Origin of the sequence: Pedobacter steynii (assembly GCF_900103665.1) — a bacterium.
In the GTDB taxonomy this organism is placed as follows: domain Bacteria; phylum Bacteroidota; class Bacteroidia; order Sphingobacteriales; family Sphingobacteriaceae; genus Pedobacter; species Pedobacter steynii.
In genome coordinates, this window is sequence record NZ_FNGY01000009.1 from 172,557 (window position 1) to 193,849 (window position 21,293).

The 21,293-nt window shown below is 41.8% G+C and carries 21 protein-coding genes; 9 read left to right on the plus strand and 12 right to left on the minus strand.

The genetic code is table 11. From position 1 onward, the window contains the following. Positions 1-2 precede the first annotated feature (2 nt). Complete coding sequence (gene hutI / locus BLQ87_RS23635; protein ID WP_074611398.1) at positions 3-1,247, plus strand: imidazolonepropionase; 1,245 nt, start codon at positions 3-5, stop codon at positions 1,245-1,247. After that, a complete protein-coding gene (locus BLQ87_RS23640; protein ID WP_074611399.1) occupies positions 1,247-2,218 on the plus strand; it encodes a formimidoylglutamase in 972 nt (323 codons plus the stop codon). The genes hutI and BLQ87_RS23640 overlap by 1 nt, the downstream gene beginning before the upstream one ends. A 46-nt stretch (positions 2,219-2,264) precedes the next feature. Here the strand turns inward: BLQ87_RS23640 and BLQ87_RS23645 are convergent, their stop codons facing one another. The 8 genes from BLQ87_RS23645 to BLQ87_RS23680 form a co-directional block, all read right to left on the minus strand. Continuing rightward, positions 2,265-4,049: an OmpA family protein gene (locus BLQ87_RS23645; protein WP_074611400.1), complete on the minus strand. Its 1,785-nt coding sequence runs from the start codon at positions 4,047-4,049 to the stop codon at positions 2,265-2,267. 85 nt (positions 4,050-4,134) lie between these two features. Further along, the gene (locus tag BLQ87_RS23650; protein ID WP_074611401.1) at positions 4,135-4,704 is read right to left on the minus strand and encodes a 5-formyltetrahydrofolate cyclo-ligase; all 570 of its coding nucleotides are present in this window, start codon (positions 4,702-4,704) and stop codon (positions 4,135-4,137) included. Between the two features lie 200 nt (positions 4,705-4,904). Continuing rightward, positions 4,905-5,465, minus strand: coding sequence for an elongation factor P (gene efp / locus BLQ87_RS23655; RefSeq protein ID WP_074611402.1), 561 nt, complete (start codon positions 5,463-5,465; stop codon positions 4,905-4,907). Between the two features lie 157 nt (positions 5,466-5,622). Continuing rightward, positions 5,623-6,237 (minus strand): ABC transporter ATP-binding protein, encoded by a 615-nt coding sequence (locus BLQ87_RS23660; protein ID WP_074611403.1) that lies wholly within the window; start codon positions 6,235-6,237, stop codon positions 5,623-5,625. Between the two features lie 11 nt (positions 6,238-6,248). Beyond that, positions 6,249-7,034, minus strand: coding sequence for an acyl-ACP--UDP-N-acetylglucosamine O-acyltransferase (gene lpxA, locus BLQ87_RS23665; protein WP_074611404.1), 786 nt, complete (start codon positions 7,032-7,034; stop codon positions 6,249-6,251). Then, the gene (locus BLQ87_RS23670) at positions 7,031-8,443 is read right to left on the minus strand and encodes a bifunctional UDP-3-O-[3-hydroxymyristoyl] N-acetylglucosamine deacetylase/3-hydroxyacyl-ACP dehydratase (protein WP_074611405.1); all 1,413 of its coding nucleotides are present in this window, start codon (positions 8,441-8,443) and stop codon (positions 7,031-7,033) included. The genes lpxA and BLQ87_RS23670 overlap by 4 nt, the downstream gene beginning before the upstream one ends. Beyond that, positions 8,443-9,516, minus strand: coding sequence for a UDP-3-O-(3-hydroxymyristoyl)glucosamine N-acyltransferase (gene lpxD, locus BLQ87_RS23675; RefSeq protein WP_074611406.1), 1,074 nt, complete (start codon positions 9,514-9,516; stop codon positions 8,443-8,445). The genes BLQ87_RS23670 and lpxD overlap by 1 nt, the downstream gene beginning before the upstream one ends. 121 nt (positions 9,517-9,637) lie before the next feature. Continuing rightward, positions 9,638-10,861, minus strand: coding sequence for an HD domain-containing protein (locus tag BLQ87_RS23680; RefSeq protein WP_074611407.1), 1,224 nt, complete (start codon positions 10,859-10,861; stop codon positions 9,638-9,640). A gap of 104 nt (positions 10,862-10,965) precedes the next feature. Between BLQ87_RS23680 and porX the strand changes: the two genes are divergently transcribed. The 4 genes from porX to BLQ87_RS23700 all read left to right on the plus strand — a co-directional run bounded on the left by porX (position 10,966) and on the right by BLQ87_RS23700 (position 15,002). Further along, on the plus strand, positions 10,966-12,522 hold the full coding sequence (gene porX, locus BLQ87_RS23685; protein ID WP_074611408.1) for a T9SS response regulator signal transducer PorX: 1,557 nt from the start codon (positions 10,966-10,968) through the stop codon (positions 12,520-12,522). A gap of 81 nt (positions 12,523-12,603) precedes the next feature. Then, entirely contained in the window at positions 12,604-13,020 is a 417-nt protein-coding gene (tsaE, locus tag BLQ87_RS23690; RefSeq protein ID WP_074611409.1) for a tRNA (adenosine(37)-N6)-threonylcarbamoyltransferase complex ATPase subunit type 1 TsaE, read from the plus strand. Between the two features lie 62 nt (positions 13,021-13,082). After that, positions 13,083-14,309 (plus strand): alanine dehydrogenase, encoded by a 1,227-nt coding sequence (locus BLQ87_RS23695; protein ID WP_074611410.1) that lies wholly within the window; start codon positions 13,083-13,085, stop codon positions 14,307-14,309. Between the two features lie 6 nt (positions 14,310-14,315). Then, positions 14,316-15,002, plus strand: coding sequence for a M15 family metallopeptidase (locus BLQ87_RS23700; RefSeq protein WP_083362027.1), 687 nt, complete (start codon positions 14,316-14,318; stop codon positions 15,000-15,002). Here the strand turns inward: BLQ87_RS23700 and BLQ87_RS23705 are convergent. Genes BLQ87_RS23705 through BLQ87_RS23715 form a run of 3 tightly spaced genes read right to left on the minus strand, consistent with a single transcriptional unit; the run spans position 14,997 to position 17,867 of the window. Next, positions 14,997-15,503: a phosphoglycerate mutase family protein gene (locus BLQ87_RS23705; RefSeq protein ID WP_074611411.1), complete on the minus strand. Its 507-nt coding sequence runs from the start codon at positions 15,501-15,503 to the stop codon at positions 14,997-14,999. The two genes, BLQ87_RS23700 and BLQ87_RS23705, sit on opposite strands and share 6 nt — an antisense overlap. Continuing rightward, positions 15,500-16,531 carry an aminotransferase class I/II-fold pyridoxal phosphate-dependent enzyme gene (locus BLQ87_RS23710; RefSeq protein ID WP_074611412.1) on the minus strand — a complete coding sequence of 344 codons (1,032 nt, stop codon included), beginning with the start codon at positions 16,529-16,531 and terminating at the stop codon, positions 15,500-15,502. Before BLQ87_RS23710 ends, BLQ87_RS23705 begins: the two co-directional genes overlap by 4 nt. After that, entirely contained in the window at positions 16,518-17,867 is a 1,350-nt protein-coding gene (locus BLQ87_RS23715; protein ID WP_083362028.1) for a D-alanyl-D-alanine carboxypeptidase/D-alanyl-D-alanine-endopeptidase, read from the minus strand. The genes BLQ87_RS23710 and BLQ87_RS23715 overlap by 14 nt, the downstream gene beginning before the upstream one ends. 29 nt (positions 17,868-17,896) lie before the next feature. Between BLQ87_RS23715 and BLQ87_RS23720 the strand changes: the two genes are divergently transcribed. From BLQ87_RS23720 to BLQ87_RS23730, 3 genes are all read left to right on the plus strand, one after another. Continuing rightward, complete coding sequence (locus tag BLQ87_RS23720) at positions 17,897-19,147, plus strand: aspartyl protease family protein (protein WP_074611413.1); 1,251 nt, start codon at positions 17,897-17,899, stop codon at positions 19,145-19,147. 62 nt (positions 19,148-19,209) lie between these two features. Beyond that, entirely contained in the window at positions 19,210-20,148 is a 939-nt protein-coding gene (locus BLQ87_RS23725) for a hypothetical protein (RefSeq protein ID WP_074611414.1), read from the plus strand. 96 nt (positions 20,149-20,244) lie between these two features. After that, positions 20,245-20,436: a cold-shock protein gene (locus tag BLQ87_RS23730; RefSeq protein ID WP_008241764.1), complete on the plus strand. Its 192-nt coding sequence runs from the start codon at positions 20,245-20,247 to the stop codon at positions 20,434-20,436. A gap of 64 nt (positions 20,437-20,500) precedes the next feature. On the opposite strand, the gene BLQ87_RS23735 is transcribed toward BLQ87_RS23730, so the two are convergent. Further along, entirely contained in the window at positions 20,501-21,289 is a 789-nt protein-coding gene (locus BLQ87_RS23735; protein WP_074611415.1) for a glycerophosphodiester phosphodiesterase, read from the minus strand. Between the last annotated feature and the right edge of the window lie 4 nt (positions 21,290-21,293).

Sequence of the window (21,293 nt, forward strand, 5' to 3'; positions counted from 1 at the left end):
TTATGTCCTCACTTTTAATCACCCATATCGGAACCCTTGCCGGGCTTCATCCAAAGGAAACGCTCCTGCTTAAAGGAAAAGAGATGGCCAACCTGCCTCAGCTTCAGAATGCCTGGATCTTGTGTAAAGACGGCCTGATTGAAGACTTTGGAACGATGGACCAATTGCCGGAACAGCTCCCAAATGAACTGGAAAGTATTTCTGCCAAAGGTGGTTTTGTATTCCCTTCCTGGTGTGATTCCCATAGTCATATTGTCTTTGCCGCTCCGCGGGAGGAAGAGTTTGTAATGAAAATTGCAGGTAAAAGCTATGAGGAGATTGCTGCTGCCGGTGGTGGGATCCTAAATTCTGCAGGGAAACTTCAAAAAGCCACAGAAGAAGAATTGTTTGAAAGTGCTGCTCTGCGGTTAAACGATATGATCAAACAGGGAACAGGTGCCCTGGAGATCAAAAGTGGATATGGCCTTTCCCTGGAAAGCGAATTAAAAATGTTGCGGGTAATCCGAAGATTAAGAGAAAGTTTCCCTATTCCTATTAAGGCTTCATTTTTAGCTGCACATGCTTTTCCATTAGCCTATAAAAATGATCATGCTGGTTACATCTCCCTCATTATCGACAAAATGCTGCCACAGATCGCAGCAGAGGGGCTGGCAGATTACATGGATGCCTTCTGTGAACAAGGTTTTTTCTCTGTAGAAGAGACCGATCAATTGCTGAGCGCCGCAGCAAAATACGGATTACGTCCTAAAATACATGCAAACCAGCTCTCAGTGTCTGGTGGAGTCCAGATTGGTGTAAAACATCAGGCAGTCTCTGTAGACCACCTGGAAGCAACAGATGAGGCTGCAATTGCAGCGCTAGCTGGCGGCCAAACCATAGCAACATTATTGCCATCCTGTTCTTTCTACCTGGGCATTCCTTTTGCAAATGCCAGGGCACTGATCCAATCCGACGTTCCTGTCGCCTTAGCCACGGATTACAACCCGGGCTCCACCCCTTCCGGAAATATGAATTTTGTAGTTTCCCTTGGCTGTATCAAATTAAAAATGTTACCCGAAGAAGCGATCAATGCCTGTACCTTAAATGGAGCGGCAGCAATGCAGTTAAGCGAACAAAGCGGAAGTATTGCAAAGGGGAAACTGGCAAACCTGTTTATTACCAGGTCAATGTCTTCTCTCGCCTACCTGCCTTACAGCTTCGGTCAATCACAAATTGAAACCATTATCTTAAACGGCAAAGTTCAATAATGGAAGGACTGAAAATATACGGAAAAGAGGACATCATGGCCCTGACAGGCCCACGTGAGGGAGAAACCAAGCTCGGTGAGCGGGTGCAGGTCATTTCTTCACTGGACCAGTTAAAGGCCTCCACAGCCCGCTTTGTATTACTGGGAATTCCCGAAGACATTGGCGTTAGGGCAAATCAGGGGATTGGAGGAGCTGCCACAGCCTGGATCCCAGCGCTTAGAGCTTTACTAAATACACAGAGCACCTCTTTTTTAGCCGGCCCGGAATTATTAATTCTCGGGCATTTCCATTTTCAGGAACCTCTGGAACCTGACATTAAAGCCCTGGAGGCTGCAGTTGTTCAAATCGATGAGCAGGTATACCCGGTCATACGAGAGATCATTGAGGCGGGTAAGGTTCCCATTATCATTGGAGGAGGGCATAACAATGCTTATCCCATCATCAAAGGTCTTTCACTTGCGCTTCAAAAGCCCATTGATGTGTTGAATATCGATGCACATGCTGATTTGAGACCTACAAATGGCAGACATAGTGGAAATGGGTTCAGTTATGCAATTAAAAATGGCTTTCTTAAGAAATATGCCATTTTTGGACTCCATCAAAATTACAACAACACTGGGATCCTTGAGCAAATCAGCGAAAATCCAAATATCGATGCCCTCTTTTTCGATGACTTGTTAAAAAATAATCAGCCGGTTGTAGAACAGCTTCAGCCACTGTTGAAAAACTTAGCAAACGAAATTGGATTAGAAATTGATCTTGACTGCATAGAAAACCTCTTATCCAGCGCATTTACGCCCTCAGGATTCAATATTAATGACATCCGCAGGATAATCCTCGGTACGGAGAAGAAACTCGCTTATATGCACATTTGTGAAGGTGCAGTCCTTCTTCATGACGGAAGACAGAGTATAGGAACTGCAAAGGCGATTGCCTACCTCGTTACCGATTTCATCAAGGCACAAAAGTAAAAAGGGGGCTGTCCCAGACAGGCCCCCTATTGCAAAACTCCCCATATTAATATTTTAAAACTTTAATTTCTGTTCTGCGGTTGGCCTCATGTTCTCCAGGGCTACATTTAATGCCATTCGCACACCGGTTCAGCAATTGTTTTTCTCCATATCCTTTAGCCACCAATCGACTGCGATCGATTCCTTTGGCAAGAAGGTAGTTTACAGCAGATGCCGCCCTTCTTTGAGAAAGCTTTTCATTGTAGTCGTCCTTTCCCCTGCTGTCTGTATGAGAAGATAGCTCGATCCTCAGGCTTGGATTTTTAGCCATAATGTTAACCAGATGATCAAGAATAGGCGCGGCATCTGGCCGGATATTGGATTTATCGAAATCGTAATGAATATTTTTAAGGACAAAGGTTGCTCCAACACTGATATCACTTAATCCGAGTTTCAGCACCACATACAGTGTTTTACTACGATCCAACCCTTTAGTAGATACCAGCTCCGTCTGAGAGAACTTTCCTGCTTCGGTGGCCACGACCGTATATTCAGATTCCTGCTCCAACTGGTAAGTAAACATAGCCTGCCCATCAGAGACCTGTCCCTGGCTTTCATTGCTAAAAGTATTGCTGAGGACCGTGCTGATTCCTGGGAGCTTGCTATTGTCATTTGACCTGATTGTCTCTCCAATAAGCGTAAACCGGAGGTCATTAAGAAAAATTTCCTTGTAGATCACAGCCGCATCGGTTTCAAAATCTGTTCGTTTTATCCCCACAGGATCAGCAACAACTCCATTCTTCTCTGCGGTAATCAAATAGCCCGATTTTATCGCTGATTTAACCCGTTCTGCCTCCCCGTTCACATTGCTATTGGAAACATATGCTTTCCCATTTCCCGAAATTTTCACCTTTACGCCACTTAATACCAGACCAGTCTGTTTATCTTTAACCACCACTTGGATGTCTTTTGAAATGGCCACAGGCACAACTATGACTGGCATTAACGGAAGTTTTTTGGGCTTCGCCCCGAGCTTTATTTTAATTCCTGCGGCAACATTCAATGCTTTTACATTGGTCTCACATGGACAGGGCCTGGACTCATAGAATTGATTGATATTGGTAATGATTCCATTCCTAACGATCAATACGTCTTTGGGGCCAAGAGGATTCGTTGGCTTATAATTCATCACCTGAAATTTGCTGGAATCTCCCCCAAACCGTTTTCCAAAAGTACTGAGATAATCTGTCTGTAAAAACAGTCCAATATGATCACTGAGCTGATAAGTAACCCTGAAACCACCCAGCCCCATCCAGGCCTTGGTCTTATTTTTTTCATTATTGGTATAATAGTCGTCGAACATTTTAACCGGGGCAGCGCCGGGAGCATCGACATAAATGGATTGCACATATTCAGGAAACTGTTGGAAGAGCAGGCCGGTTCTCAGAAAAGCTTCCAGCTCAACTTTCTTCCCCAGAGTCGCCTTATAAATTGGCCCTATGCTTATTCCAAAGTGCTTAAACACAGGTTCATTGAGGTAATTCGTGGCCAGATATCCGTTTGCAAAAGAAATCGATTCAAATTTCCGGCTTTCGTGTTTCAGAGAACGGACATCCAGGCCAATTCCCCATTGATTTCCATTGAAGAGCTGATCAATTGCCAGCCCATAAAAATAGCCATTTTTGGCCCGTCCGACATCATTTCTGTAGTCTTTTAACGGCGCGCTCAATCCGCCGAAGAGCGAAAATTGTAATTGTCCGGTGGAATTAATGAGAGAAGGGTCTGTAGGTACCTGTGCCAGAGAAAAGCTGGTAAAAAGTGCGGAGATGAGGGTAAGGATGATCTTTTTCATAGTCGTTAATTTAAATTTCAACTAAAGTCTGAAGATAAATCACCCATGCCCTAGGGCTTGCCAGCCTATGGTCTGCAAATTTGCTTTATGTTACAGGAAAGACATATGTTCTATTTGGTGTAATGCATTTGTCCAGCCTGACGTCATGTTCATTTATATCATCAATCACATTTAGTTCATCAAAAAAAGACAGGCCAATCTTCTGCGTGGATATCCCCTGCAGAAACCTGTCATAAAACCCCTTTCCATAACCGATACGGTATCCATTCTTATCAAATGCCAATAAGGGCACAATCACCATATCCACCTCCCCTGTATGAATTTTAGCCTTTTGGGGCTCCAAAATCTGGTAATCACTCATTTCAAGATCTTCCAGTCCGTCATAGTAATGGTGGGTCATTAACGCAGTATCAAAATCAGCTTTTGGAACGATGATCTTAACCTCTGGATGGTGTATTTTCAGCCAGTCGATCATTAGAAAAGTATCCGGTTCTTTCTTCTGTTTAATGGGTAGAAATATATGGACAATTTTCACGCTGGAAAGGTCCAGCAAGGCAAACTGTTCAACGAGTTTCACACTAAGTGTATGCACTTTTTCGGGCGACAATGACTGTCGTTGCTGCTGTGCTGATTTTCTGATTTCTGATTTGTTCATTGCTTTACACTTTATGTTCAGGCTGAAGAAATGATCCTAAGAGGAATGCGGAAGGGCGGTTGATGGCGCATAAATGTAGGCAATCCGGCGATCCTGATGATCAGGAGCCAAGGTAAAAAAAAGCGGGTAAAAAAAGATGGCTTCGGGAACCACTCCGAAGCCACAATCAACCTAAACCTAAAACTAAACTATGAAAATTCTTATTTTACTCTTTCTATATAGTCACCTGTACGGGTATCAACTTTAACCTTGTCGCCTTGGTTGATAAACATTGGGACTTTTATTTCCACTCCTGTTTCCACAGTAGCGTATTTTAATGCATTTGTAGAGGTATCGCCTTTTACAGCGGGCTCTGTATAAGTAATCTCCAGTTCTACATGTGAAGGTATCTGTGCCATAATCGGCTCTTCACTTTCGAATGCGATGATTACATTCATTCCTTCTTTTAAGAATTTAACACTTTCGCCGAACAATGTTCTTGGAATGTTAAACTGCTCGAAGGAACTGATGTCCATTACTACCAAAAAATCGCCATCTTCGTATAAATACTGGTAATCATTGGTCTCAACACGACAAATTGTTACTTCCTCATCAGTGCGAAACCTATATTCTACCAGTTTCCCGGTTTTAATGTTTCGCATTTTTGCCTGGTAAAAAGCTCTCAGGTTTCCAGGAGTCCGGTGTAGAAATTCTTCCACTTGAATTAATTCTCCGTTAAACCGAAGGATATTCCCACTTTTTACGTCCGATGCTTTTGCCATTTTATTTGAAATTGCGTCTAACCATTTTGACCCTTTTTCGTGCCGCAAAGGTAAAGACTATTTTTCGATTACACAATAGTAAATTAAAAAAATATTTTATTCCTTGAATTTCTTCGTTTAAACGGCATTCAAGGCCGATGACAAATATAAAAAATCGTTATTTATAATCCGTGATCTGGATCAAATGTTGACAAAACGAATACTCAACTTCCTGATTTGACCCTACGATGACTAATCTTTTATCCGTAAAATTGTCAATTAAGTCCAAATACCAGCGTACTCCCTGTTGATCGAGATTAGAAGTTGGTTCGTCTAATAATAGAATTGGGGTGTCTGCACAGAAAGCCAGTGCCAGTTTGGTACGCTGTTTCATTCCTGAAGAGAAGTATTTTAAAGCCTTATCCTGCGATTTCTCCAGTCCCAGCAACTCCAACACCGCAGCTTTGCTCATGTCCCTGTACAGGTTCTTAAATTTGAAATGGAAATCTATTGTCTCTTCCAGCGTAAATTCTTCTATCAAATCCAGGTAAGGAGCCGCAAAACTCAGGTGCTTGTAGATATCATCCACAGCGATGTTTTTTTCACCCTGGTAGCTTATTTCTCCTTCCGAAGGGGATAAACTACCAAGGATTAAACTCAATAAGGTCGATTTTCCGGAGCCATTGGGGCCCAGGATCGCATATTTACCAGGAGTATGGAATTCGTAATCAAAATTTCGAAAAATCCACTCCTGATTAAACCTTCTTCCGGCCTTATTTAAGTTGATCTTCATGAAATTCCAGGTTAACTTCCTGAACCGAAGCCTTTCATTACACCCCTGTTAGAATTTCTAATGAAATCAACAATTTCATCACGGATTTCTGTTGGTGCAAACTCTGCTTCAATCATATCCAGTGCTTTGGTTACATTGTTATGCTTCACAAACAAAACTCTGTAGATCTCCTGAATTTCATTAATCTTCTCAGAAGAGAAGCCTCTTCTTCTCAATCCAACTGAATTGATTCCCGCATAGGAAAGTGGTTCACGAGCCGCTTTTACATACGGAGGAACATCTTTTCTTACCAATGAACCACCGGTTACGAAGGCATGGGATCCAACTTTTACGAATTGATGAATGGCAACTAAACCCGCCAGAACCACATAATTTCCAATCGTAATGTGTCCAGCAAGGGTTGTACTATTGGAAAAAATGCAATAATCACCTACTTCACAATCATGTGCAATATGAGAATAAGCCTGGATCAGGCAGTTACTGCCAATCACTGTCTTCCATTTATCTTTAGTTCCTCTGTTGATCGTTACACACTCTCTGATCGTCGTGTTATCGCCGATCTCTGCAGTGGTTACTTCCCCTGCAAATTTCAAGTCCTGGGGAACGCCTGAGATCACTGATCCAGGGAAAACCCGGCAGTTTTTACCAATCCTGGCGCCATCCATGATGACCACATTTGACCCGATCCAGGTCCCTTCACCAATTTCTACATCCTTGTGTATCACTGCAAAAGGCTCAATTACTACATTATCGGCAATTTTTGCCTGCGGATGTATATACGCTAAGGGTTGTATCATGATACGGTTTCGCTTTCTTTAACTTTTACAATTTGGGCCATCATCTCTGCTTCCACAACAACTTTTCCTCCTACCATTCCCACACCTTTCATTTGTGCAATGCCTCTTCTGATTGGCTCCATCAAGTCACATCTGAAAACGATGGTGTCACCAGGTAATACCTGCGCTCTAAAGCGTACGTTATCTATTTTTAAGAATAAGGTCAGGTAATTTCTTGGATCAGAAACGGTACTTAAAACTAAGATTCCGCCGGTCTGGGCCATGGCTTCAATCTGAATCACTCCAGGAAAAACCGGGGCACCAGGGAAATGACCCTTGAAGAATTCCTCATTCATAGTTACATTTTTAACTCCTACAACATGCGTTTTAGACAGTTCTAAGATCTTATCAATGAACAGGAATGGTTGTCGGTGTGGCAGGATATCCATAATCTGTACCACATCATAAAGTGGCTTTACGGATGGGTCATAAACATGCTGCACCTTTTTATTTTTTTCTTTTTTTATCGCCGCTTTAATCTTTTTAGCAAAAGCAACGTTTGCGGCATGCCCTGGGCGGGCAGCCATAATATGTCCTTTTAAGTGAACCCCTACCAAGGCAAGGTCACCGATCATATCTAATAATTTATGTCTGGCAGGCTCATTCTGATACCGCAGCTCCATATTATTTAAAATTCCCTGAGGAGCAACCTCCATAGCCGTCCGGTTAAAGATCTTAGCCAGGTGGTCCAGTTCTTCCTTAGTTACCTCTTTATCAACGATTACGATGGCATTATTCAAATCACCACCTTTAATCAGGTTATTTTGAAGCTGATATTCCAGTTCATGAAGGAAACAGAAGGTTCTGCAGGAAGCAATTTCCTTTTTAAACTCTGCAATACTTGAAATTCCTGCATGCTGGCTTCCCAATACCGGTGAATTATAATCGATCATACAGGTAAACCTGTAATCATCTAAAGGCATAGCCACAATCTCCACCTTTCGGTCAGGCTCAGTATAGGTGATATTGTGAGGGATCTGAAAATATTCCCTGTCTACCTCCTGTGGCTGTACACCCACACTTTCCAGTGCTTCCAGAAACAACATGGCACTACCGTCCATAATTGGTGTTTCAGGCCCATCAAGCTTCATTAATACATTGTCCAGATCCATGCCCACCAATGAAGCCATTACGTGCTCCACAGTACTGATGCTGGCTCCGTTCTGAGAAATAGTTGTTCCTCTTGCAGTATCTGTAACATTGTCACAATCAGCGTCAACAATCGGACTTCCCGGCAAATCGGTTCTTTGAAATTTAAATCCGTGATTTTCTGGTGCCGGACAAAAAGTAAGCGTCACATTCGCCCCGGTATGAAGGCCTACACCCTGCACTGAGACTTCGCTTTTTATAGTTTTTTGCTTAACATTCATTATTTTGCTATTGTGCTGTTTTGTTCAATTATTGCTTTTAGTTCCGAGATCGTCTGCTCTAATGTTGCAATCCGTTTCTCAACAGTTGGTAATTGTTTAAATATCACTGAGGCACGCATCCAGTCTCTTAAAGGTTGAGCAGGGCTGCCATGCCATTGTTTATTTTCTATCGTTGTATTAAAGTTTATTCCTGCCTGCGCACCGATCTGCGTACCTTTTGCAAGGCTAAGGTGACCGGCAATACCAACCTGTCCACCCACTACAGAGTTTTCCCCAAGCCTCGTGCTTCCGGAAATTCCCGTCTGTGCAGCAACAACGGTGTGTGCGCCAACATCCACATTATGGGCGATCTGAATCAGATTATCCAGCTTAACGCCTTTTCTGATAAAGGTAGAACCCATTGTAGCCCTGTCTATTGTCGTATTCGCTCCAATTTCCACATCATCCTCAATCACTACATTTCCAATTTGTGCGATTTTCGAATAAGTACCATCTGGCTGTGGCGCAAAACCAAAGCCATCGCTGCCAATTACCGTATTGGAATGGACGTTTACATTGTCACCCATCACCGTTCTGTTGTAAATTTTTACACCAGGAAAAACAAGGCAATTGTTTCCAATCTCACTATCGGCGCCAATAAATACCTGCGACTGGATCTTAGTTCCGTCGCCAATTACCACATTTTCACAAATATAGCTAAAGGCACCTATAAATACATTTTTGCCGATTTTTGCCGAAGGATGGATAAAACTGGGTTGCTCAATTCCGGACTGAATGTTCATTTGATTCACTACCTCATTGTACTTTTCCAACAAAACAGAAAATGCACTGTACGGATCTGCAACTTTAATTAAGGTGCTTTCGACGGCTTGCGCGGGGAAAAAGTCGTTCCCGACAATAACGATTGAAGCTTTTGTTGAATATAAATAGCTTTCATATTTTCGATTAGACAGAAAACATAAAGACCCGGCAGTCCCGTTTTCTATCTTAGAAAGTTCTGTTACTTTAGCGTTTTCATCGCCTTCAATGGTGCCATCTATAAATTCGCTTATCTGCTTGGCAGTAAATTGCATCGTACAAAGTTAAGTGTTAAATTGATATGAACAAATAAACCTATTTAGGTTATCATCCAATCATTAGATCTATGTAGAATCTAAAAACGGGATTAAAAGTTAATTATTTTGTTAAAAAATGCTAAATTATTCGGGGATAGCATAGTATGTGCTTGGTTACGGTCTTATCTAAGGATTCTAAGTTAGATAAATCTGATGCTTTTGCAATATCAATAGTGGTATTGTTTTTTAGTAAAATATTAATATTCCCACTTCCAGCGTTGTATGCTCTATTTTCAATGACGTCGGTAAAAACAAAATAAGAGACCTCATGTTCATTAAGTTTCATCAAATCAGCGGTATTCTCCCTGATCCTTTGAAGCCTGTCCAAATCAGGTGCCTCTGAGCTGATCTCTACTTTATAAAGGTTTCTACGGATAAACATCTGACAAAGTTGCGCAAGTATGCGGTCAGAATGATCTGCCCAAACTTTAACCGAGGCAAAAATATCCTGGTCATCCAGCTTGGAAAACTGTGCCAAATGAATTTCGGAACTAAAGAACTCCTCCTCTTTGACTTCATTTCTCAGGAAATGCTGCAAGGCAGGAGTCGCAAAAAGGATTTCTCCATGCCCGGAAAGCTCTTTCGCACGCTCCAGAATTTTAACCAGCAGGTATTCTCCGGCAACAACCGTTTTATGCAGGTAAACCTGCCAGTACATCAACCTTCTGGCAATCAGAAAATTTTCAATGGAATAAATGCCCTTCTCTTCGATCACCAGCTGATCATCCAGAACATTAAACATTTTAATGATTCTGTCGAAACTGATCACTCCTTCGCTTACACCGGTAAAGAAACTATCGCGATTCAGGTAATCCATCCGGTCCAGGTCAAGTTGTCCTGAAACCAGTTGCGGAAGGAACTTTTTAGGATAATCGCCCTTAAAAATATTAATAGCTTCCGTTAGACGCCCGCCAAACTCGACATTTAGCTTCTGCATCATCAGCATAGAAATGTCCTCATGCTTGATCCCGTTAACCAGTGTATGCTCCAATGCATGTGAAAAAGGGCCATGTCCGATGTCATGTAAAAGAATGGCAATAGTGGCAGCCTCTTCTTCTTCTTTGCTAATCGGGTGACCTTTACTTCTAAGGACTTCAATGGCCAGACTCATTAAATGCATTGCACCCAGGGCATGATGAAACCTGGTGTGTAACGCGCCTGGATATACCAGATGAGTCATCCCCAATTGCTTTATATACCTTAGCCTCTGAAAATAAGGATGTGAGATCAGGTCAAATACTAATTCAGAGGGGATATTAATGAAGCCATATACCGGATCATTTATGATTTTCTTTTTGTTCAATCCTTAAAAATAAATTATACGGTACAAAAATTGCTATTTTTATCCATACTAAGAAAGGGAACTTTCTTTTTTGAAAGATTAATTTATTTTATACAAATAACATAATGCAGGAAACCAAAATTTTATGGGCCGACGATGAGATTAACTTATTAAAACCACATATATTACTACTGAACGAAAAAGGCTATCATGTGACCACCTTCACAAATGGTAATGATGCGCTGGAAGCCTTTGGTAAAGAGCATTTTGACCTGGTATTTCTGGATGAGAACATGCCTGGTCTAACCGGTCTGGAAACCCTTACTGCGATCAAAAATATCCGGAATGATGTCCCTGTAGTCCTGATCACTAAAAGTGAAGAAGAGAACTTAATGGAGGATGCTATTGGTTCTAAAATTGACGATTATCTGATTAAACCAGTGAACCCAAAACAGGTTTTACTGACCATTAAAAAGATCATTGATAATAAACGCTTAGTCAGCGAAAAGACATCTATGGCCTATCAGCAAGATTTTCGCCGTTTAGGGATGACCTTAAACGACAAACTAAGCTATGAGGAATGGGTGGAAGTCTATAAAAAACTTGTTTTCTGGGAGCTGGAGCTGGAGAAATTGGATGATCCGCAAATGCACGAAATCCTTACCATGCAGAAATCTGAAGCCAATACACAGTTTTCCAAATTCATTGAAGACAATTATCTCGGCTGGGTAAATGGAAAAGAAAAGGCACCTCTGCTTTCTAATGAACTCCTGAAGAAAAAAGCATTCCCGCTCATCAATGGCAACAATACTCCGGTATTTTTTATCCTGATCGATAATTTGCGGTATGACCAGTGGCGGATTATAAACCCGCTGATCACAGAACATTTCCGTCTGGACGAAGAAGACACTTATTCCAGTATCCTTCCTACAGCCACCCAATATGCAAGAAATGCCATATTTTCAGGTTTAATGCCTTTGGAAATGGAAAAACGCTTCCCGGGACTATGGCAGAATGATGACGATGAAGGTGGGAAAAACATGCATGAAGGGACGTTCCTCGCAGACCAGATTAAAAGAAGCCTGCGTAAAGATTGTAAATTCAGCTACAATAAGATCCTGACCTATGATGACGGAAAAGCGCTGAATGATCAAATTAACAACTTGCTCCAAAACGATTTTAACGCGATTGTATATAATTTTGTCGACATGCTTTCTCATGCCAGGACAGATATGCAAATGATTCGTGAGCTGGCCAATGACGACGCAGCTTACCGTTCCTTAACACTTTCCTGGTTTGAACACTCTCCGCTAATGGAGCTGCTGAAAAAGATTTCCCAGAAGAAAGTGAAACTCGTGATTACCACGGACCACGGAACCATCAGGGTAAAACATCCGAGCAAAGTGATTGGCGACAGGAATACCAATACCAATCTGCGCTACAAACAAGGCAGAAATCTAAATTATAATGCCAAAGAGGTATTTTTAATCAAAAACCCTCATGAAGCGCAATTGCCTAAGATCAATATCAGCTCGAACTATATCTTTGCAAAAGAAGACCGTTATTTTGTATATCAAAACAACTATAACCAGTTCGTGAATTATTATAATGAGACTTTCCAGCATGGAGGCATCTCCCTGGAAGAAATGATCATTCCTGTGGCGACCTATAGCTCCAGATAAATAAATGACATCAGATGGAACCCGGGTCTGCAGATGCTGGTTCCATCTTTTTTTAAACTATAAAATAACTATAACTCTCTGATGAAACTTGAGGTTAATCATTTAGCGGACCTGGATCAGGCTGCTATAGATGTGCTGGCATTTGCCCCGGACGAGCGCATCTTTATTTTTGAAGGCGAGATGGGCGCAGGGAAAACCACCTTCATTAAGGCACTCGGCAAGGCCCTTGGCGTAAAAGAAGTCGTGTCCAGTCCAACCTTTTCTATTGTAAATGAGTATGAAGGAAGGGAAAAGAACATTTATCATTTTGACTTTTACAGAATAAAAAATCTTCAGGAGGCTTATGATATTGGCTATGAAGAATACTTTTATTCGGACCATATCTGCCTGATCGAATGGCCGGAAAGAATCCAGGAACTCCTGCCGGATCATTACCTGAAAATAGAAATTACAGTCTCCGGAGAAAATGAAAGAGTACTGTCAATTTCTAAAATATAAATTCCAAATGTACTTATTTTCAGGTATTTTGCTTAATTTCAGTCCAAATATTGATAAATAAAATGGCTACAGGATTACGTGAAGGAATGGCCTCAATTGCTCAAAAAGGGCTGATACAGCCTAAAGAGACTTTGTCAGAAACCAATAAAAAAAACAACAGTCTTTACATTGGCATTCCGAAAGAGATTTCCTTTCAGGAGAATAGAATTGCATTGACACCTTTATCTGTGGCCTTGTTGATCAACAATGGCCACAGGGTGATTATTGAAAGTGGAGCCGGTGTTGGAGCGAATTTCTCCGACAATGACTACAGCGAACAGGGAGCAACAATTTCATTCCATAAAAAAGATGTTTTTGAAGCAGATATCCTTGTTAAGATTGCCCCTCCAACATTGGAGGAGATTGCGATGATGCACAAAGGGCAAACATTGATCTCTGCCCTTCAAATGGGAGGCCTCAAAGAAAATTACCTTAAAGCACTCCTGAATAAAAAAATTAATGCACTATGTTTTGAGAACCTTCGTGATGAAGGAGGAATTTTAAGCGTTGTCCGTGCGATGAGTGAAATTGTCGGCGCAACGTCAATTTTCATCGCCGCCGAATATTTAAGCACTGCTACCGGAGGGAAGGGACTGATGCTTGGCGGCTTCACCGGAGTACCTCCAACCGAAATTGTCATTTTAGGGGCCGGAACGGTCGGAGAATACGCCGCGCGTACGGCATTATCTCTGGGTGCGGAAGTAAAAGTGTTCGATAGCTCTATCTATCGCCTTAGAAGGCTTCAAAACAACTTAGGGAGCAGGGTGTTCACTTCGGTCATGCAACCTATCGTTTTAGGCAAGGCAATTACCACTTGCGACGTCGTGATCGGCGCAATTCGCGCAACTCATGGCAGAAGCCCATGTATTGTCATGGAAGAGACCGTCACCAGGATGAAACCCAACTCGGTGGTGATTGATGTCAGCATTGACCAGGGCGGATGCTTTGAAACTTCTGAAGTGACCAATCACAGTAACCCTGTTTTCAGAAAACATGAGGTGATCCATTACTGCGTACCAAACATTGCTTCGAGGGTTCCCCGAACAGCATCTTATGCATTGACCAATATTTTTGCGCCGATCCTGCTGGACATCGGAGATATGGGTGGGCTAATGGGCGTGGTCTGGAATAAGCCCGGAATCCGGGAAGCGTTATACATCTATCAGGGACACCTCACGAATAAAGATCTGGCCAACATGTTTAGTCTTCCTTACAAGGATATAGAGCTGCTGGTCGTTTCTAATCAATAAATAAGAATGATAAAATTCCTGTCCCTTATTTTTCTTGGTCTCTCTTTTTTTTCTCTTTCCGCACAGGATAAAAAAAAATCGCCGGCTCCGATCAAAGTAATCAGCAATTATGAAGCTTACCTGAATTCTTGTCAGGAGGATCCGAAGAACAGACTTGTGGAACTTAAAAAAGAGATTCCAGATCTTGTTTTAGACATTCGGTATGCAGGCACGAATAATTTCATGAAACTGGCGGTTTATAAACAAGCCAGGGCTTTTGCCAGAAAACCTGTCAGCGATCAGTTAAAGCGCATCCAAAAGGAACTTCGCAAAAAGGGCTATGGCTTAAAAATTTACGACAGCTACCGCCCTTATACCGCAACAAAAACCTTATACATTAAAGCTTCCAACAAGAATTTTGTGGCCAATCCCAAACAGGGATCCAGACACAACAGGGGCTGTGCAGTAGACCTTAGCCTCATTTACCTGAAGACAGGCAAAGATCTTCCCATGCCAACTCCATATGATAGTTTTTCCGAGAAAGCCGCTGCTGCTTACACCGATCTGCCCGAACCGGTTAAGAAAAACAGAGACCTGTTAATCCGGGTCATGGAAGCACATGGCTTTAAGGTACTTCACAATGAATGGTGGCACTTCGACTTCAGGACCTGGGAAAATTATGCTTTAATGGACATTCCGTTCGAAAAATTATAGCTTTCCGTAATGCTTATGTTTTAGCTTCGCGTGGCCTCCCTTAATTTCCAGGAGAAAAAGATGGCTATACTCCTGCTCGGTGATCTCTTTTATAGGCGATACTGCGCCGAACGCCGCGATAATGCCCAATATTCTATTGGAATGACTGCAAATCACCACATTTTGTCCCTTGTAGTTATTTAAAATCGTATCCACCAGGGCTGTATTCTCCTTTGAATTATAGAATTTTAAATCCAGATTCCTTTGTGTCGCCAGCGGTGTCAATGTTCCCCTGGTTCTTTTGTAATCCGTACTGAATAGTGCATCAATCTTCTTTCCTTTAAGGTATTTAACAAGTACTTCTGCCCGTTCTTTCCCTTCAGCACTTAGTTCCGGATCTTTTTCTTTCGGATCTGTGAGGTCCTTTTCTCCATGTCTTACAATCCAGATGCGGGTAGTCTCTTGTGCCTGAACACTTTGTATTGTGATTAAAATCAGGAAAATAAATAAAATGCGTTTCATAATGCTAAAATTAACTGGTTAATATTTTCTTCGGTATGCCAACTGCTTAAAACCACCCTATTGACGGGCTCACTCTTTGGATCCGGATAAGGAAAGGAAGAAATCAGGATACTATGTGCTAAAAGTCTTTCAAAGCTCTTTCCGTCGGGATGATAAAAAACCGGAAATCCAGGCACATACTGCCAGTCCGGGGTGATTTGGGAGGCAAATCTGGCGGATAATTCCAATAACTTTTCCAGTTCCTGGCGATAGAGATCTTCCGCCTGCATAAAAGCATATAATCCAGCGGCAGCAGGAGGTGAAGCACCTAAAAATTCATTACTGGTTTTTAGCTGCCTGATGACCTTCTCTGATCCTAGTATAATCCCTGCGTCCAGGCCAAGTGCCTTTGCCATCGATGCAACCACAATAACTTCCACCTCAGCTGTTTTCGGAATCTGATCAAAAATACCCTTTCCTCCATCTAAAATGCCTATCCCATGAGAATCATCTATGATTAAAATGACGCTTTTTCCCGGAAGAATCTCTTTAATAAAAGAAAAATCATAGTGCTCCGGAAAGAGGTTATTTAAGGAATTACTAATCAGCACCCAATCTTTCTGATCGCTGGTATTGATCTTTTCCAAGCTCTTTCTGGCCCATTCAGAGAAGTTCCCTTCAGTTGTCGGCTTTTGCCCGGCCCAAAGTGCCGGGTGCGTTTGTGGCGCATATAACAGCCCTTCTGATCGACAAAAGAATTTAACCGTCAACTGAGCAGCGAGGTACCCACTAGAGGCAATGAGTGCCGAGGCTGCTCCAAATTGCGCTGCGGCATAACATTCAGCTTCATCATATAAGCCCAGTTGAATATTGTTGTTTCTACTCGTTCCATTATTCAGCCCGAATTTAGTGATCCCATCGAGGTAAAACGCTAAAAACGAGGCATGTTGCGGGATCCCAAGATAAGCCGTTCCTCCAAAATACAAATATTGCCGTTCTTCCAGCGTGATACTGGAAGAGAAAGGCATTTTCAGGTTAAAATTTTTCATGTATCCCCGTTATAATCCTTCCTATTTCATTTCTAATTACACTTACAGGGAGCACAAAATTATTATTCATAAAAGAATAAATATATACTTTACCCTTCTTAGTCAGCACATATCCGCTTTGATTATGAACGTTAGACAGTGTGCCCGTCTTTCCGAAAACATAAGGCATTTCCGTTTTAGGATAGGCGTTCTTTAAAGTTCCTGATTTCCCACCAGCAGGCAACATCTTAAAAAGCAGATTCTGGTCATTTACTTCTTTGTAAATCAAATCTAAAACCATAACCATATCTCTGGGGGTAAACAAATTCATCCTCGATAGTCCGGAACCATCCACCCATATTGCTGAATCCGGCAAAGCCGACAGGTAAGTCTTCAATACATGTTTAATCGTCTTTTCTGTGCTGAGTTCATTGCCCAGCTCATTGGAACACACCAATAACAGCTGTTCTGCAATAAAGTTATCACTGGGTTGTAACATCTCTCTTAACAAAGCATCAGTACCCACGTTATAATAGGTTTTGGCGTCCTCTGGCATTGCCATCTGAACTACACCAACAGGTTTATGCAAGGTATCGGAGAGTAAAGCCAGGGTCGTTGCAATGCTTAACCGATAAGGAATCTCCTGTGAAAATCCTTCAGGAGGTTTTCCCATAGGATGAGTAAAGCGGTTCTCTATCAGGTTCCTTTGGATTTTAAAGGGTTGGCTTGAGCTGCTACTATCTGTGATTAAGCAATCCTTAAATCCTTTGGGCTGGATTTGCAGTGCTCCATTACGCATTTTAACACTCAGCAGATTGTCCATGATGGGAAATTCATTGATCTCTGCCTGATAATAATCGTTATAATCGTCCCATGACCATCCTTTACCGTAAAAAAGACCCGTATACCTTCCTGGAGCAAAGAAAATCTTCCGGGTTGTTGCCTTCAAAAAATCCAGTGCATGCCCGGACTTCAGCCTGCTTTGGAGAAAAGAAGGATCCCCCGTTCCCCAGAAGATCAAAGAATCATTCCTTTCCACATAACGAAGGGAAGGCACAGAATCTCCAAGCATTTTTAAGGCCGCATAAAAAGTAAAAAGCTTTGTGTTTGATGCCGGAACGAAGTATCCGTTTCCATCTTTTTCAAAGACCTGCTTACCATTAGCCGGATCATACAGGACAAAACCAACAGCATTTTCTTTCAGAATTTTCGACTGCTTAAAGTTGTGGTTGAGGCTGGAAGAAAGTCGTTTTTCAATAGAGCAGGCGCCCAATAAGAGGGTACTGACCAGTAAGGAAACAAGAACAGTCCCTTTATTAAAAATATAAATTTTGTTTTTATCCTTAACCATATCCATACTGAGCACTAATTTATTAAATTAGTTCAATGAAACCGCCGACAACCGCTATTAAATTGACCAGCTTAAAGACCTTTTTGGCCTTAATGGCTTTGATCTTTATGATGGAGGCCGGTTATGCCCAGGTTTTCGAGTTTAGCGGCAACCGTAAAAAAGATGTGGTTAACTTTTCATTGATCAAGAATCTGATCATTATTCCAGTATACATCAATGAAAAAGGCCCATTTAATTTCATTCTGGATACCGGAGTTGGCCCGATGATCATATCCGATCCGGGACTCGCAGACAGCCTGAAGATTAAAGACCTTCGGACGATAAAAATAGCCGGGCTGGGAAAGGGCAATGAAATTGAAGCTTTTGTTTCCAGGTCCATTTCCGCAAGAGTAGGTAAAGCTTTTATTGATCAGATCCCAACAGCCATCCTTAAGGAAGACCTGTTCAGGTTATCGAGCTATGTTGGCATGCCCATTCACGGTTTACTAGGATATCACTTTTTCAAAAGCTTCATTGTAGATGTAAAATACTCCTCCAAAAGACTTATTTTCTTTATCCCCGGACTGAACAGAAAGATCAAAGGCGAACGGGTTCCTTTAGAGCTCATCAATGACAAGCCTTATGCAATGATCAATATTGAGTCTTCAGAATTGGGAAGCCTCCCGATTAAGGTACTGATAGACAATGGCGCCAGTCATGCCATCTCCTTAGAAATGCTGAATGAAAAACCATTTCCTGTCCCTTCTGCCTCCATTCCGGCAAACCTGGGAATAGGGCTTGGCGGACCTATCAGCGGAAATATTGGGCGGATAGCCTCTCTAAAAATCGGAGAATTCAATCTGAAGAAAGTCCTCAGCTCTTTTCCGAAATATGATGAAGTAGCAGGAAAAATTCTCATGAAGGACCGGAATGGAAACCTTGGAGCAGATGTCCTGAGTCGCTTCGACATTGTTTTTGACTATGCCGACAACAGCATGTATTTAAAGCGCAACAGCAATTTTAGGCGCCCTTTTGAGCATGATATGGCTGGAATGGAAGTCTACGCAGACGGCCCTGGCATTGATCACTATTTCATCAGCAGAATTGAACCCGGCTCTCCGGCAGAAAACAGTGGTTTTGAGCCGGAAGATGAAATTGTTTATATCAATTTTGTCCCTGCAACCAGTTATACCCTTACTGAAATCAATAGAATTTTAAGGGCTGGAGATGGAAAAACGGTCATCATCACCGTATTGAGGCAGGAGAAACTCTACATTAAATTGTTAAAACTTAAACAAAGAATATAAACTCTTCCGATTCTTATAACTTTGTCTTCCAGTAACTAATCCGATACCATTATTTTTTTTGCATGTCTAAAAAGTTCATTTTTATCCTGGCAATTGCTTTCAGCTTTTGCCTCAGTTGTAATTCCGTATCCAGGGAAGAGCAACGAAAAAGTACCCGAACATTGTCTTTTGAACCGATTAAAGGCATAAAATATTATGAAGTAAAGCGTCGTTTCAGTACAGGCTTGTCTTTTAATGAAATGGGCTTTCAGCAGGAACCATCCTGGATTATCCAGTTTCATTCCAGTGATTCCATTCTGGCTTACAGTCCGCAAAAACTAAAAATGCAGGGCTTCCATCTCCACTACGACCATGGGGACGTTTATAATTTTGCCAAAGAGTGGTTTCGGATCAAAAAGATCAGCAAGGATAGCTTACTCATGCAACGCCTTCAGGTTACAAAAAAAGAAATTGCGAAAGACATCCGTTCAGATGTAAACATCACTTACTATTCAAAGGATTACATTGAAAAGACCCTTAAAACTACAGCACAGCAATTGCAAAAACCAACCCGCGCAGACAGCATTTATATCCGCCAGCTCTCTGAGCGGTCTAACCGGAACCCAGACAACCGGGACAGCGCTTTTGCAGGCCGGCAGCCGGTCTCTTTTACTTCGCTGAGCGATATGATCAGCGTAGAGAAACTAAATACCGTAGACAAGCTAAACGGAAAGACAGAGGCCTATGACTACCTCTTTCCGAGGTACAGCATCAATATCACAAAAGCTTATCAGGATTTTGGTTATGATTTTTCCGTGATCGTTGATGCGAGCGGAAAAATGTACCTGGGCACCTTCCGCTCTCCCCTTCCGGAAAACTACGAACCCCGCAAAAAAACACTCGAAGCCATCATAAATGTCTACCTCCAAAATCTTTTAAAAGTGAGCCCCGGAAAGACGCTTGGGATACCACATTCCAGCGAAATTAACCTCTCTGTTTCAGGCAGAAAGGCCACAAAATAACCGTTCACAAATTTATATTTACCAAAAAATGAAGCATTTGTATATTATTAAAAATATTCCGTATCTTGCACACTTAATTTATTAATAAATAATACAATGCAAGAAGGAACAGTAAAATTTTTTAATGTAACTAAAGGTTTCGGATTCATCATTCCAGCTAACGGAGATAGCGAAATTTTTGTACATTCAACAGGCCTTATCGATGAAATTCGTGAAAACGACAAAGTTGAATACGATGTTGAAAGCGGTAAAAAAGGGTTGAATGCGATTAATGTTAAAGTAATCTAGATTATTAAAAACATAATTGTACAGCATCGCGGACAACCGCGATGCTTTTTTTGTTTAAAAGGGCTTATTTTCTGGATTTAATGGTCTCGAACAACAACTCCGGTTCATTGGTCGTAATAAATTCCACCTGGTTGTCCAGGAGCCAGTTCATGTCTTCGACCGTATTCACCGTCCAGGCATTGAGTGTCAGGCCCATTTCTTTGGATTTAGCAAACCAATCCCCCTTCTTGTACACAGAAAAGTGGTAGTCTGCACCATAAAAACCGTCTTGTTTCATTTTTTCAAGAGAAGCATCCCCATTCAGGTAGGCCACATTGGCCTTTGGCTGTAATACGAGTACCTCTTTCAGGATGTCATAGCTGAAGCTGATATAATCGACCCAATGATCCGCTTTCAATGTTTTCACCAGTTCTACACTACGTTTTGTCATCTGCAAATCTCGTTCAACACTGATTTTAGAAGGCTTTAGCTCCAGGATCAATTTCGTGCGCTTTTGCTTCATACCTTCCCGTAAATAGGCCTCCAACGTAGGAATCTGCTCTCCGTTAGTCATCTTTTTTTCGAGTAACTGGCTATAAGTAGAGCCTGCGATGGACATTCCCAGAAAATCCGGATCATGGTTGATCACCAAAATGCTATCGGAAGTCATGTGGACATCAAATTCAGATCCGTAACAACCCAATCTTACCGCTTCTTTCAGTGAGGCAATCGAATTTTCAGGCAACCCTTTTTTCTTCCAGGCTCCCCGGTGTGCGATCACTTTATTTTTATTCCAGGTTTCCATAGTCTTATTTGTTAATTCGCTGGTAGAAAGTATGGCGATCATTGCAATGGCCAGAATGGAGTTTGTCATGATT

Coding starts and splice junctions, on each gene's coding strand:
- hutI (WP_074611398.1), top strand. CDS start 3: ATGTCCTCACTTTTAATCACCCATATCGGAACCCTTGCCGGGCTTCAT.
- BLQ87_RS23650 (WP_074611401.1), bottom strand. CDS start 4,704: ATGAACAAATCAGAAATCAGAAAATCAGCACAGCAGCAACGACAGTCA.
- BLQ87_RS23730 (WP_008241764.1), top strand. CDS start 20,245: ATGCAAGAAGGAACAGTAAAATTTTTTAATGTAACTAAAGGTTTCGGA.
- tsaE (WP_074611409.1), top strand. CDS start 12,604: ATGAAACTTGAGGTTAATCATTTAGCGGACCTGGATCAGGCTGCTATA.
- BLQ87_RS23640 (WP_074611399.1), top strand. CDS start 1,247: ATGGAAGGACTGAAAATATACGGAAAAGAGGACATCATGGCCCTGACA.
- BLQ87_RS23705 (WP_074611411.1), bottom strand. CDS start 15,503: ATGAAACGCATTTTATTTATTTTCCTGATTTTAATCACAATACAAAGT.
- BLQ87_RS23660 (WP_074611403.1), bottom strand. CDS start 6,237: ATGAAGATCAACTTAAATAAGGCCGGAAGAAGGTTTAATCAGGAGTGG.
- BLQ87_RS23715 (WP_083362028.1), bottom strand. CDS start 17,867: ATGGATATGGTTAAGGATAAAAACAAAATTTATATTTTTAATAAAGGG.
- BLQ87_RS23735 (WP_074611415.1), bottom strand. CDS start 21,289: ATGACAAACTCCATTCTGGCCATTGCAATGATCGCCATACTTTCTACC.
- lpxD (WP_074611406.1), bottom strand. CDS start 9,516: ATGCAATTTACTGCCAAGCAGATAAGCGAATTTATAGATGGCACCATT.
- efp (WP_074611402.1), bottom strand. CDS start 5,465: ATGGCAAAAGCATCGGACGTAAAAAGTGGGAATATCCTTCGGTTTAAC.
- BLQ87_RS23725 (WP_074611414.1), top strand. CDS start 19,210: ATGTCTAAAAAGTTCATTTTTATCCTGGCAATTGCTTTCAGCTTTTGC.
- BLQ87_RS23720 (WP_074611413.1), top strand. CDS start 17,897: ATGAAACCGCCGACAACCGCTATTAAATTGACCAGCTTAAAGACCTTT.
- BLQ87_RS23695 (WP_074611410.1), top strand. CDS start 13,083: ATGGCTACAGGATTACGTGAAGGAATGGCCTCAATTGCTCAAAAAGGG.
- BLQ87_RS23700 (WP_083362027.1), top strand. CDS start 14,316: ATGATAAAATTCCTGTCCCTTATTTTTCTTGGTCTCTCTTTTTTTTCT.
- BLQ87_RS23670 (WP_074611405.1), bottom strand. CDS start 8,443: ATGAATGTTAAGCAAAAAACTATAAAAAGCGAAGTCTCAGTGCAGGGT.
- BLQ87_RS23710 (WP_074611412.1), bottom strand. CDS start 16,531: ATGAAAAATTTTAACCTGAAAATGCCTTTCTCTTCCAGTATCACGCTG.
- BLQ87_RS23645 (WP_074611400.1), bottom strand. CDS start 4,049: ATGAAAAAGATCATCCTTACCCTCATCTCCGCACTTTTTACCAGCTTT.
- lpxA (WP_074611404.1), bottom strand. CDS start 7,034: ATGATACAACCCTTAGCGTATATACATCCGCAGGCAAAAATTGCCGAT.
- porX (WP_074611408.1), top strand. CDS start 10,966: ATGCAGGAAACCAAAATTTTATGGGCCGACGATGAGATTAACTTATTA.